A 13,742-nucleotide genomic window follows, 5' to 3' on the forward strand; every position below is an offset into this window, starting at 1 on the left:
GCAATGCCATTGTGATAAGGATAACAAGGAATGACAGATTCAACCACTTTTACCCCCTATCAACCCGCCACCGATGAAGACTATATGTCGGATAAGCAATTGGCACATTTTCGCACGATTTTAAAAAACTGGCGTGATGAATTGGTTACCGAGGCAGAGCGTACCAAAACCTACATTCATGAAGAAACCAATGCCATGCCAGACATTAACGATCGTGCCACCCAAGAAGAAGAATTTGCACTGGCATTGCGTACCCGCGACCGTGAACGCAAATTAATCCGCAAAATTGAAAAATCTTTGGCAGATATCGAAACGGGCGATTATGGCTTTTGCGAAACTTGTGGCACAGAAATCGGTTTGCGTCGCCTAGAAGCTCGCCCAACCGCTACGCAGTGCATTGACTGCAAAACCCTCTCAGAAATCAAAGAAAAACAAACACACGGTCAATAATCCACCATGACGGCCTCGCCGATTGGGCGATTTGCACCATCGCCCACACACCATCTGCACTTAGGGTCGCTAACCACTGCCGTTGCCAGTTATTGCCACATAAAATCACTGGGCGGCAAATGGCTTGTGCGTATCGAAGATATTGATTTTGAACGCTGCAAAGACAGCTATGCCAGCAGTATCTTATACGACTTGGAGGCTCTGGGTCTGCACTGGGACGCAGAGGTGATCTACCAGTCGGCACGCAGAGCGATATATGAAGATTTTTTGCACAATGAATTGGCAAATGTCAGCTATGCCTGCCACTGCTCACGCAAACAGCTTGATGCCTATCGCACCGCTCATGCCGTGCAACACGCCCTAAATTCCCCTGTTGTCTATCCTCGTTTGTGCCTGCATCGCCAACTGGACAAGGCTCACAAAGACAGCAAAATTCGCCTACAGCTGCCTAATGTCGCCACCGCTTTTGTTGATGGGCTACAAGGGGTTGTGTGGGACAATCCTGCCATCAGTCTGGGCGATGTTGTGCTAAAGCGACAAAACCAGATGATTAATTATATCCTTGCCTGCACCATTGATGACGGCTTACAAAACATCAGCCACATCATGCGTGGGCTGGATATCATGCCAATGACTGTTGCTCAGCTGCAACTGCTTGATATGTGCCAACTGCCAAAGCCGAGCTATTTTTATCATTTGCCCCTGCTTTATAATCCAGATGGTCAGAAGCTTTCCAAACAAAACCTTGCCACGCCCATCGACACCAGCCGCCCCAACGAGTTATTATTACAAGCTCTGGCATTGCTTGGTCAAAAAATCAACCCACAACTATACGATGCCAGTTGCCACGAGATTTTATCCTTTGCCATTGAACATTGGGATAATAAACCCTTGCAGCACAAAAGTTCTCTGGGCGTGGTGCATACCTGATAAAAGAAAAACCCCTTGATATCATCAAAGGGTTTTTGGCAAAAATCTGTGTCAATTATCCACAGTGTGGCTTAAAAGGCAAGGTGAGCACCCACGCCAAGCATACTGGCATCGTCTGACAAGTAGTTATAGCTGGCTTCTACGCCAATGTTGCTATTCACCTTAAAGCCTGCACCAACACCGCCTGCCAAGCCTGTAGATTGGACATTGCTGGTGTAGCTTGAGCCATTGCGACCTTCGACATCAACCTCTGTTCTGGCGATGCCCAATTTGCCTTTGGCATAAAACGGTGTATTGACAAAATTATAGCGATAAGTGCCATAGATGCCCATGGTTTTTACTTCGCCTTGTCGTGATGAATTATTGACCTGAAAGTCTTTTGAGCTTGAGCGAACCAGTTCCGCCTCTGCCCCAAAGTTTTGGTCAAAATTATAACCTGCATACAAGCCATAAGCTGCCATCTTGCCCGAAATTTGATCGGCATCAATCATGCCTGCTTTTACGCCAACATAGGGCTGTGCATCTGGTGATGAGCCATAGCTGATGGCGGCATTTGCACCAACGCTAAGCAATGAAGCGGCGGTAAGTGCCAATAGTGTTTTTACGGTTTTCATCGTTGTTCTCCTGTGTTGATTGGGTTTTTACCCCAAGTGATGGTCATTATAGTAACAAAATATTTCATACTCATGGTAGCAGTTTGATAGCGGTTATGTAAAGTTTTGCAAAATTTTGGGGGAATTTATCCAAATTATCAAGCAATTCTTAACCAAGTTGCCAAAATGTACCGCACCAAGCCCAATTCTCACAGCCAACATACAGCAACCATCGCAATTGTGCTACAATAGCACCAATACGCCTTGGAGATTTGCTTAGATGACCACTTCCGCCAAACGCTTGATTATCTTTGACCTTGATGGCACGCTTATTGACAGTGCCATAGATTTGGCAACAGCAACAAACCGCATGCGACAACGCCTCAATCTGCCGCCGATTGCACCTGCCATCATCACAAGCTGGGTGGGTAATGGCTCTTATAAACTCACCGAGCGGGCATTGGCCGATACCAACTTTAATAACCAGCAAATCCATCATGCCCATGAGTTATTTTTGGCAGAATATGCACTGTGTCTAACCGAACAAACCACCTGCTATCAAGGCGTGCAAGAAGGTCTAAAAACACTTGCCAATCTTGGCATCACGCTTGCTCTATGCACCAACAAACCAGCTCGCTATCTGCCGACAATTTTGGCAAAATTCGGCTGGCAACATACCTTTGCTGGGGTGCTTGGTGGTGATGATTTGCCCACCAAAAAACCAGACCCTGCCCCACTGCTGCACCTATGCCAGACGCTACAAATCCCTGTAGCACAAAGCATCATGGTTGGTGATTCAAAAAACGACATCATCGCAGGGCGTGCTGCTGGCATGATGACGCTGGCGTTTGATTATGGCTATAATCATGGCGAGCCAATACAGCTTAGCAAGCCCGATGCCATCTTTGGCAATTTTGCTGAACTTGTCGCCTATGTGGAAGATTTATTGACAAAGACAGTTTGATAGCTCTTGCCTTCTGGCGAACAGCAAGCCAAAGCTAAACTGGTTTATTTTTTAAGGCGATAACAAAGGTTCTTGTTACCCTTGCTACAACTTTTTGGTGATTGTCAGTGATATCAATGCAAAATACTCGCTGAATTTCCCCTTCTGTAGCAACCTGCTCAATAATCTCAAGCAACTGCTCGGTATCCAGCCTAACTCGTGCCGTGATATCGCCATAAATATCACCAAAAAATTCTACCTGCATGGACTTGTCCTGCACGGTATAATTTTTGCCCAAGCGGTGCGTCAATAGCACCCTTAGCAGCGGCTCGGTCAGCATCATGACACTGCCTGAGAACTGAATGCCGCCTGTGTATCGATTCAGCCGAGTCAGCGGCAAAGTAACAACGCACAAACCATTATCCAAATCCACCGTCTTAATGCGAATCCCTGCACCAACCAAGGGCGAGTAGGTATTTAGGCGATTTTTGATGGCCAGTGGCAGCAGTTGTGAATGCGTTGTTTTTTTACCTTCTTTGATAAGTTTGTCAAATTTGGTTTTGGCATGACGAAACACAGCACTCTCCTACTTGAAAAATACCATTTTGCCACAGATATACGCTAAAATAAAGCAAATTATCAGCAATCAGCCAACACGATGGCAAGATTGCTCAATAGATAACAATCCGCCATCAATTGACAAATATGCCACAAGATATGAAATCACCGCACCACGCCCACGACAAAAAAACCGAGCTAAAGCAACTTGTGCAAACCCTGCCCAACCTGCCCGGTGTCTATAAAATGCTTGATAAATCAGGTGGGATTTTGTATGTTGGCAAAGCAAAATCGCTAAAAAGCCGCGTTGGCAGTTATTTTGCCAAAACCATTGAGCACGCCAAAACACAGGCTTTGGTACAACGCATTGATAATATTGAAATTATCATCACTCGCAGCGAAACCGAAGCCCTGCTGTTAGAGCAAAATCTTATTAAAAATCACAAGCCGCCTTATAATATTATCTTAAGAGATGATAAATCCTATCTGTACATATACATCAGCACCGACAAATACCCTCGCCTAAGTTATGGTCGTGGCAAGGGCAATCATGTGCAGGGGCGTTTTTTTGGCCCATATCCATCAGCACACAGTGCCAAAGAAGCTCTGCTATTGATGCAGCGGTTGTTTATGCTAAGAAGTTGCAGCAACAGCTTTTTTGCTCAAGCGGTGCGTCCTTGTCTTGAATACCAAATCAAACGCTGCAAAGCCCCCTGCGTCAATCTTGTCAGCCAAGAGCAATATCAGGACGATGTCGCTGCTGCCTTGTCATTTTTGCAAGGCAATGCCGCCGATATGCAGCAGTTATTGGTCGAAAAAATGGAAGCTGCCGCCAATGAGCTGAATTTTGAGCAGGCGGCATTTTATCGAGACCGCCTAAGCATGATCAGCAATCTACAAGCCAAACAAGCGGTATTTCGCCTGCAAGGTGAGGCGGATGTTTTTGCCATCGCAGCCCAAGCTGGCATGGCAGTGGTGCATATTTTGACTGTGCGTGGTGGACAGGTACTCGGTGGCAAAAATTATTTTGTTGATGATGTTAATCTTGATAATAAGACCATCAGCGAACGCTTGGCGGAATTTTTGTTGTCGTTTTATTTTCAGGTCAGTGATGATTTGCCAAGTGAAATCATCAGCTCGGTAGAGCTTGAGCATACCAAAACGCTGTCCGACTTGTTATATGAGCAGTTCGCCAAGCGTACCACCTTTAAGCACCGTGTCAGCACCCATCGTGATGACTGGCTAAATATTGCCAAACTAAACGCCGACAACGCCCTTGCTGCCAAATTAAAAGACAGCGAAGAGCTACAAGCTCGCTTTTTTGCCCTAGAGCAAATATTGACCCCTGTCAGCAATCGGGTGCTGCACCGCATTGAATGCTTTGACATCAGTCATACGATGGGCGAGGCTGCCATCGGCTCTTGTGTGGTGTTTGACCGTGGCGGGGTTCGCAAGCGAGATTATCGCCAGTATGCCATTCATGACATTACCGCAGGTGATGACTATGCTGCCATGCGACAAGTGCTAACACGCCGCTACAGCAAACAGCCATTGCCTGATTTGTTGCTGATTGATGGTGGCAAGGGACAATTGGGCATTGCCAAAGAGGTCTTGGTAGAGCTTGGCAAACTTGACGACACGCTGCTGGTCGGCGTTGCCAAAGGCGAAGGTCGCAAGGCAGGGCTTGAGGTCTTGCACTTTATCCATCATGAGCCGCTTGATTTGCCTGCTGATAACAAGGCACTGCATCTTATTATGCAGATTCGTGATGAGGCACATCGCTTCGCCATCACCGCCCATCGCAAAAAACGCGACAAAAAGCGTGCAGGCTCAGTGCTTGAGGTCATTCCCAACCTTGGACCAAAACGCCGCAGGGATTTGCTGAATCATTTTGGTGGCATTACGCAGCTCATCGGTGCCTCGCAAGAAGAAATCGCCCATGTCAAAGGCATTGGTAAAACCTTGGCAGCCACCATCTACAAAGCCTTGCACACCTAGCCATGCCATCATGCCAATCATACCAATCATGAACAATTATCCATAAGACAAGTTGGCAAAAATTTCTACAATGCCGTGGCTTGGCAAGCATTTATCAATTGCTAAGTTTGCCACCGCCAAAACAAAACCCCTTACAATCAGGGGTTTTGGTTAATAGATTAATAATCAATCGGTGGTGTATATGACCCATTTTTAATATCATCTTTAATCCGATCTGCTTCTGCCAACACTTGAGCAAGCAAGGCTTGGACATTTTCAAGCGTGGCAATTGGGCTTAAAGTCGTCATTTTTAAAGATTGTACATTTTGGTGACTGTCAATCACACGCGTAACGCCAATATTTGCCTCACCACGAGCAAATAACTCATCGGCGACATTTTGATTTAGGCTGTCTATCAAGTCAGAAGGATAGCCTTGCGGCACGACACGAAACAGCACAGAGGCAAATTGTGGCTCAACAAGCAATTCCAAGCCGTCCGTTGCCTTGATATAATCCGCCACTTGGCGAGTGAGCCTTACGCCATGATCAATCATTGAACCGTATAATTCTTCGCCTAGGGCTTCTATCGTCATCCACAGCTTCAACGCATCAAAACGGCGGGTGGTTTGTAGCGATTTGGATACAAGATTTGGTACGCCATGCTCTTCATCATAAGCAGAGTTTAAATATTCTGCCTCATAATGCATAAAGCGATAATTTTGCTCGTCTTTTAACAAAAACGCACCGCATGAAATGCTTTGGAAAAAGTGCTTATGAAAATCCAGCGTTACCGAATCAGACAGCTCAATGCCATCAAGCATATCGCGATAATCATTGGATAATAATAATGCTCCGCCCCACGCCGCATCAATGTGCATCCATGCACCAAATTTTTGGGTCAATTCACGCACTTTTTTTAGGTCATCAATCGCCCCTGCATCCGTTGTCCCTGCGGTTGCCACGACACAAGCGACAATCTTGCCTTCGTCTTTTAATGCCTGCATTGTGTTGGCAAGGGCGATAGTATCTATTTGGGCATTGTCATTGACAGGCACAGTAACCACTGATTGAAACCCCATGCCCATCATCGCCATGTTTTTTTGTACCGAAAAATGAGCATTTTCTGAGCAGATGACTTTTACCTTTTGCATGGCATCAGGCGGAATGCCGTCTTTTTGCACCGACCATTCTGCACCATCTGCATTTTGCCAGTTTTTGGCAATGCACCAATCCCGAGCCAATAATACGCCCATCAAATTTGACTGCGTGCCGCCAGAAGTAAACACGCCTGCCGTACCAGCACCATAGCCGACCTTTTGGCGTAACCAATCAATCAGCTGCACCTCCATCAAAGAGCCAGCTGGCGACTGATCCCATGAATCCATGGATTGATTGGTTGCGTTAATCAGTACTTCGGCAATTTGTGAGGTTACCATCGTTGGACAATGCAAATGAGCAAGCGAATGCGGATGATGGACTTTTAGGCTTTTGTTCAAAAACAGTTCCACAAGGCGATCAAGCGACTTTTGTACGCCCAAACCGTCTTTTTGTGGACAAAAGCTGATTTGTGAGCGAAGCTGCTTAATGCTGCCACCTGTGTACATTTTGTCATCTTGCAGCCATGCCGATACTGCTTGCACGGCTTGATTCATCGCTTGTTCATAGTCGGCAATGGACTTCTTGTCATTGCAAAGTAGGGCTTGACGGTGGTGGGCAAGTGTCGTCATTGACTTTTCCTAAAAATAAAAATTGCCCCATTGTAGCATATTTTGCCAAATGGCTCATTATTTTTGGATTAATTCATCAACCTTTTGCACCACTTCATGGTCAATACCATTAACAAGCTTACAATACTTTTGGGCACAGGTGATTTTAAATTGCTCTTTTTGCCGTAATTCGTCCAAAACCACACTATCTTGAACATTATTGCCTGTATTTTTGGTTTCAGCAATAAAATAAACCTGCTCACTATTTTTATTGATAACAACCGCCCAATCTGGATTATAATTACCAATCGGGGTTGGGATTTTAAATTTTTTGGGCAATTTAAAATAAAACGCCACTTGCTCATCGTAATTTTCACAATCGGTGGCAAATTGATGTTCGGTTTTTGAATCCAAATCCAATACACCATTATAAATGGTTTTTTGTGTTTTATTCACATCAAAAGTATATTCATTGGTATAAATTTGATAAGTTTCAAATAAACCTTGTTCATACATATCATTAAGCCGCTCGTATTGAATGCCATTTATCATCAATGATTGCAACTGGCGATTAATGATGCCTGCTACAATTTCAAGAAAGCGTTGCGGATTATTCCTAATATCGTTAATTCTTTCAGATTGTTTTAAAATCTTTACCAAAGTTTGGCGAGTTAATCCCGTTTTATTTTGTAGAAATTTTAAAATATCAGGTATCGCAAATTGTTTATCCAAATATTGATAATCTGAATAAATCTCTTCTGCTTGCACGCCCTTGTCGCTATTTTGAATCAGTCGTGCTTTTTTAATTTCAATTTTTGGCTTAATAATCTCTGACATTTGATTTAATGCTTGACTTGCCGATTTAATCAATTCATCGCTATCAAATTTCACACGATAGCTGGTTTTTTGGCGTATTTTTTGCCAAATTTCCACAAATAAAGGATCGGTAAATGCGTCATAACGATAAGTTACCGTACGCTCATTTTTGGCATTTTTAAGGTGTGATTTTTCAAATTTAATACCGCAATCATCAACATATTCTTGTTGTAGTTTTTCCGCAAAAACTTCATAACTTTCATTGGGAATGACGGTCAAGATATTGATTGTTTCATCATAAACTCTCTCGCCTTGCTGATTGACGCACAATCGCAAACCTCGCCCAATTTCTTGGCGTTTTTTAATCGTAGATGTGGTCTCATTTAAGGTACAAATTTGAAAAACATTGGGATTATCCCAACCTTCTTTTAATGCTGAATGGCTAAAAATAAAACGAACTTCATTATCAAAAGACAATAGCCGCTCTTTATCTTTCATAATTAAATTATAAGTTGCTTCTTCTTTGGATTTATCTGTTTTTAAATGCTTATCTTTTCTATCTTGACTAAAATAACCATCGTGTATTTTGTTGGCATCTCCATCATATATTTCTTGAAAAACTTCTTTATATACAATTGGATAAAGTTCTTCAAACCATAGATAGAATTTACCATTTTGACGATAATTTTCCACTTTATCAATAAAAAAGAGCGACAATACTTTAATGCCCAATGGATTTAATTGTTTTTCACGCTGTAGATGGGCTTTGATCGTAGCGTGAATTTGCTGTTTTGCAATGTCATCTTTTAGATAATCCAAATTCACGCCAGCGGTAATTTCTATGCCATTAGAAAATTTAACTTTTTTGTTTTCTAAATCAATACCTGTAACTATAAATCGTTGATAATTGGGATTTTGTTGTGATTTATCATATAAATCATCGCCCATTTTTACTGTAACAGACCTTCTTTGTAATCTCTCTGTTTCATTAATATCAAGCATTATTCTGGCTTTTAATCCGCTTCTATTCACCACTTCTCTTAGCTCAATAAAGGCATTGTTTTTATCTTGTGATATTACCGAATTAACAACAATTTGTTTTACCAAATTCTTTTCAAAGGCTTGCACAGGATTTAGGCTGTATACTTTATTGATAATTTCTTTATGCGTTGCCGAATACCCAACCGTGAATAATGGATTTAAATTATCAATGGCATTTTTTCGTTTATCACTGCTGATATTTTGTGGTTCATCGATAATGATGATTGGATTCGTTGCTTGAATCAAATCCATTAACATACCATTTTCTCGCTCTTGATTGATAATATTACTTTCTTTTTCAAACGATTGAATATTTATCACCAAAATTTCAATATTTGTACTTGTCGCAAAATGTTTTAATACATTGGTTTTCTTCCCACTGTATTCATAATAATGATAAATTGGCGAATTAAATTTCTCTTTAAAATAGCCTTTTGTGCTGTTTAAGGTTTGCAATACGCCCTCACGAATAGCAACACTTGGCACAACGATGATAAATTTTCGCCAGCCATGGCGTTGATAAAGCTCAAAAATGGTATTTAAATACACAAAAGTTTTGCCCGTGCCTGTTTCCATTTCTACACTAAAATATAAATTATCCAATTTATCGGACGAAGCAAGCTGATTTTGCTCTTGGATATTTTTTAAATTATTGAAAATATCATCATCGGATAATAATAATTCATTGGCAATCACACGCATATTGTCTTTATCTGATAAGCTAAACTCATCTTGATGGTGCGTGATTTCACCTCGGAATAAATCCACAACACTAAAAATCGCCTGTTGTTGATAGTCCAAATGCTCATATTGAATTTGCATCACTTACCCCTCCCTATCATTAAATACTTTCAAAATTAAGATTGGCATCTTTAAATTGTAAAATCACATTGGATTTTTCGCTGTCGTTTAAAAATGCTTTGTCCAACACAACGGTTTTGCTTGGTTTTTTGGTGATAATGGCATTAAAATCGTCTTGGGATAGTGTATTTAGTACGATGGCGTACGATTTATTTTCACAATTTAGCCAATAAACGCCATCTTTAAACTCAATAGTTGCTGTTAATTTCAACCCCATTTTTAATAGCAATTCATAGACAATGTCTATTTCTTTGGCATTGTCTTTTAGGGGATTGATGTACATTTCCAACTGCTCGGCAATAGCATTATCATCGTCAATTTGCCATGTTTTAAAATTACTGCCCGTTAATTTAAAAACTTTAAATCCTGTATCAAGGTTTTTATCGGGATTTTCGGCTTTGATTTTTGCCCCTGCACGGCGAATGCGTTCTTTGGCGATTTCGGCGATATTGGCGAAACCTGCTTTGTGGGCTTCACTTTTTTCATCGGTAAGTTCTGGCAGTTGCACCATAATAAATTGACGATTGCCGTTATCTTCCGCATTTAATTGCATGACGGCGTGGGCGGTGGTGGCAGAACCTGCGAAAAAGTCTAGGATAGTAGAGTTTTTATTGGAACTCAATCCGATAATTCTTTTTAATAATTTTGTGCCTTTTGGATCATTAAAGATCCCTTTACCAATAATTTCTGAAAACTCTTCATTATTTCCGTGAGAATGTCCAACTTCATCATAATTCCATAATGTACCACAAGTTACACCTTGCCTTACTTCACTTAAATATGTCTTTCTATCTACACCACCATTCTTATTAAAATACAATGCCCCTTGATGATATAATTCCATCAAAGTATCTTTTGAATATCTTGGATAACGCCCAACTGGTGCAGTCCATTTAATTCCATTTGGAAATTCAATTTCATATATATTATTTGCCGAGCCACTTCTTGCGTGAATTGAGGTAGGTTTCCACGCACCTTTTGGATCATTATCTTTATTTTTATAACTTTTGTTTTGTTTTTCTGTTCTTGGTAATAAATTTAATTCAAAAATATCTCTATTTTTACAAAAGCAAATAATATGTTCGTGTTGATAAGAAACATCAGTATCATTTGATACAGTATATTTATTATTCCAAATAAAGTCCGCCACAAAATTCTCTCCCCCAAACACTTCATCACACAGCAACTTTAATTGCGCCTGTTCATTGTCGTCAATGCTGATAAAAATCACGCCGTCATCGGTAAGCAAAGTATGAGCCAAATGCAATCTTGGCAACATCATATTGAGCCAATTGCTGTGATAGTGTCCGTTGTCTTTGCTGTTCTTTTTAAAGGATTTTAATAATTGTCCGTTAATGTCTCTATCGCCTGTGGCGATTTCATAGTCTTTTTTGCTTTGGCTAAAATCATCATGATAAATAAAGTCATTGCCCGTATTATAAGGCGGGTCAATATATATCATTTTGATTTTGCCTGCATAGGATTTTTGTAATATTTTTAGGGCTTCTAGATTATCACTTTCAATAAAAATGTTTTGCGTGGTATCAAAATCCACACTCTCATCAGGACAAGGGGCTAATGTGTTGTAAGTGGGGCGTTGTAGGGCTTGATAGGCGGCCGATTTACCCGCCCAATTTAAGCCGTAGCGTTCGTTGCTTGCGATGTGTTCACCCAGTAGGGTTTTTAGTTTGTCTAGATCTAGGGCGTGTTCAGAGAATATTTCGGGCAGGATTTGACGAAGTTTGGTTAATTTTTCACCAAAAAAGTCGCTATTATGGGCAGTTTTTAGGCTGTTGGTTGGTTGGTTGGTTGGTTGGTTGGTTGGTTGGTTGGTTGGTTGGTTGGTTGGTTGGTTGGTTGGTTGGTTCATTTTGCGATTTCCGTGAGAGTGTGTCAAGTAAAATCTTTTATTTTAACAAATTTTTTATAATAGTAAATATATTAAAAAACAAAGACGCACCAATTGGTACGCCTTTATTTTAAATAACCAAAATTTACTACGCACGCACCGCTTGCAATGCTTCGCTGACAGCCTTAGTAAAGCGTGCGATGACCTCTTGGCACTCGTCCGTAGTAATGGTAATCGGGCAAAGTAGACGCACCACCGTACCACCACGACCGCCACGCTCAAGCAGCAGCTTGTTATCAAAGCACGCTTTTTGGATAGCTGCCGCCAAAACACTATCGGCAGGATATGATCCCATATGATCGGCAGGCTGACGCTCATCAACAATCTCAATGCCTGTCATCAAGCCACGACCACGCACATGACCGATACAGCCGTATGTTTCGGACAGACGGTTTAGTTCACTGCGTAAAAACTCGCCTTGAATGCGCGAGTTCTCCGCCAGATTATTCTTGGTGATTTCTTCTAGGACATTGTAACCTGCCGCCATCGCCAGCTGATTGCCACGGAATGTGCCAGTATGCCCTGCTGGCGACCATGCGTCAAACTTTTTATTAATGGCAAGCACGCACAATGGCAAACCACCGCCCACCGCCTTGGACATAACGACAACATCAGGGATAATTTCGGCATGTTCAAAGGCAAACATCTTGCCAGAGCGAGCAAAGCCTGCCTGCACTTCGTCTAGGATAAGCACAATGTCGTGCTTGGCGGTAACTTCACGCACTTTTTGGAGCCATTTTTTTGGAGCAGGGACAACACCGCCTTCGCCTTGAATGGCTTCTAAGATAACCGCAGCAGGTTTGACCACACCACTTTCCACATCTTCGATAAAGTTTTCAAAATAGTAAGTCAAGGCATCAACGCCAGCTTCACCGCCCAGACCCAAGGGGCAGCGATACTCGTGCGGATATGGCATAAACTGCACGCCTGCCATCAGATTGCCGACTTTTTCTTTGGCGGACAGATTGCCCGTCATGGCAAGCGAACCATGCGTCATGCCATGATAGCCACCACTAAAGGCGATGACATTATCACGCCCTGTATAAGTTTTGGCAAGTTTTATCGCAGCTTCGGTACCATCGGCACCTGTCGGGCCACAAAATTGCAAAACAAAATTTTCTGGAAAAAATGACAACAGTTTTTCGGTAAACGCATCTTTAATAGGCGTGGTAATATCCAAAGTATGCAATGGCAAACCGCTGTCTAGCACAGCCTTGATTGCACTGGTGGTGGCTGGGTGATTATGACCAAGTGCCAAAGTACCTGCACCTGCCAAGCAGTCAAGATACTCATTGCCCTCGACATCAGTTACCCAGCAGCCTTGTGCTTGGGCGATTGCTAAGGGTAGTTTGCGAGGATAGCTGCGGACATTTGACTCCATCTTGTCTTGGCGGGTCAAATAGTAGTCATTGGTTGCATTTGCAGCAGCAGTTACAGGGGTGTGAACGCTCATATCGGATTACCATCTCAGATAAGGGTTGAAAAAAAGCACAACCGCCAAAATCGGCATGGTCATTGTGCTGGACAAAAAAACCTATACTTAAGTATAGGTTTTAAGATTTATTAGATAATATAAATTATCCAAATAAAAATGGCAGACAAACTCAGTGGCACACCACGGCAAGGAGTTTGATATTGGGTTATCTGCTTTTTATAAAGCAGCAAACTTACTATCTTTGTCTATTTTTGGCTATCTTAAAACCTTTTTTGAAATCCATCTGACACTTGTCAATATAGCACAACGCCATTGCAAAATCATGACGGATTAAATTTACTTAAATTTGTTCAGTTTTTGCTGACTTGGCAAGAGCAAATCGCAAGGGCTATGATACACGCTTTTTGAAAAAAGTAAAGGCGTTTTTGCCAATCTTGGGCAACGCATTCAATGACAACGCCATAAAACGCAAGCCAAACTTAACCAAGCCCAATGCTTATCCCCATAGATTCAGACAACTCCC

At 42.0% G+C, this 13,742-nt stretch carries 10 protein-coding genes; 4 read left to right on the top strand and 6 right to left on the bottom strand.

Going from position 1 to position 13,742, the window contains the following annotated elements; all coding sequences use genetic code 11:
* Positions 1 to 30: 30 nt before the first annotated feature.
* Positions 31 to 450, top strand: coding sequence for an RNA polymerase-binding protein DksA (gene dksA, locus BW928_RS06705; RefSeq protein WP_076555469.1), 420 nt, complete (start codon positions 31 to 33; stop codon positions 448 to 450).
* A 6-nt stretch (positions 451 to 456) separates the two neighbouring features.
* Positions 457 to 1,380: a tRNA glutamyl-Q(34) synthetase GluQRS gene (gene gluQRS / locus BW928_RS06710; protein ID WP_076555470.1), complete on the top strand. Its 924-nt coding sequence runs from the start codon at positions 457 to 459 to the stop codon at positions 1,378 to 1,380.
* A 71-nt stretch (positions 1,381 to 1,451) separates the two neighbouring features.
* Here the strand turns inward: gluQRS and BW928_RS06715 are convergent, their stop codons facing one another.
* Entirely contained in the window at positions 1,452 to 1,994 is a 543-nt protein-coding gene (locus BW928_RS06715; RefSeq protein ID WP_076555471.1) for an outer membrane protein, read from the bottom strand.
* A 259-nt stretch (positions 1,995 to 2,253) separates the two neighbouring features.
* On the opposite strand from BW928_RS06715, the gene BW928_RS06720 reads away from it, so the two are divergent.
* A complete protein-coding gene (locus tag BW928_RS06720; protein WP_076555472.1) occupies positions 2,254 to 2,937 on the top strand; it encodes a phosphoglycolate phosphatase in 684 nt (227 codons plus the stop codon).
* A 34-nt stretch (positions 2,938 to 2,971) separates the two neighbouring features.
* On the opposite strand, the gene BW928_RS06725 is transcribed toward BW928_RS06720, so the two are convergent.
* On the bottom strand, positions 2,972 to 3,493 hold the full coding sequence (locus BW928_RS06725; protein ID WP_076555473.1) for a DUF4442 domain-containing protein: 522 nt from the start codon (positions 3,491 to 3,493) through the stop codon (positions 2,972 to 2,974).
* A 140-nt stretch (positions 3,494 to 3,633) separates the two neighbouring features.
* Between BW928_RS06725 and uvrC the strand changes: the two genes are divergently transcribed.
* The gene (gene uvrC, locus BW928_RS06730; protein ID WP_078310087.1) at positions 3,634 to 5,472 is read left to right on the top strand and encodes an excinuclease ABC subunit UvrC; all 1,839 of its coding nucleotides are present in this window, start codon (positions 3,634 to 3,636) and stop codon (positions 5,470 to 5,472) included.
* Between the two features lie 158 nt (positions 5,473 to 5,630).
* On the opposite strand, the gene BW928_RS06735 is transcribed toward uvrC, so the two are convergent.
* The 4 genes from BW928_RS06735 to BW928_RS06755 all read right to left on the bottom strand — a co-directional run bounded on the left by BW928_RS06735 (position 5,631) and on the right by BW928_RS06755 (position 13,237).
* Positions 5,631 to 7,178, bottom strand: coding sequence for a pyridoxal phosphate-dependent decarboxylase family protein (locus tag BW928_RS06735; protein WP_076555475.1), 1,548 nt, complete (start codon positions 7,176 to 7,178; stop codon positions 5,631 to 5,633).
* A gap of 57 nt (positions 7,179 to 7,235) precedes the next feature.
* Entirely contained in the window at positions 7,236 to 9,836 is a 2,601-nt protein-coding gene (locus tag BW928_RS06740; protein WP_076555476.1) for a restriction endonuclease, read from the bottom strand.
* 19 nt (positions 9,837 to 9,855) lie between these two features.
* The gene (locus tag BW928_RS06745; protein ID WP_078310085.1) at positions 9,856 to 11,430 is read right to left on the bottom strand and encodes a site-specific DNA-methyltransferase; all 1,575 of its coding nucleotides are present in this window, start codon (positions 11,428 to 11,430) and stop codon (positions 9,856 to 9,858) included.
* 442 nt (positions 11,431 to 11,872) lie between these two features.
* Positions 11,873 to 13,237 (bottom strand): diaminobutyrate--2-oxoglutarate transaminase, encoded by a 1,365-nt coding sequence (locus BW928_RS06755; protein ID WP_076555479.1) that lies wholly within the window; start codon positions 13,235 to 13,237, stop codon positions 11,873 to 11,875.
* Positions 13,238 to 13,742: the final 505 nt, after the last annotated feature.

This window comes from Moraxella cuniculi DSM 21768 (genome assembly GCF_900156515.1).
GTDB classification, from domain to species: Bacteria; Pseudomonadota; Gammaproteobacteria; order Pseudomonadales; family Moraxellaceae; genus Moraxella; species Moraxella cuniculi.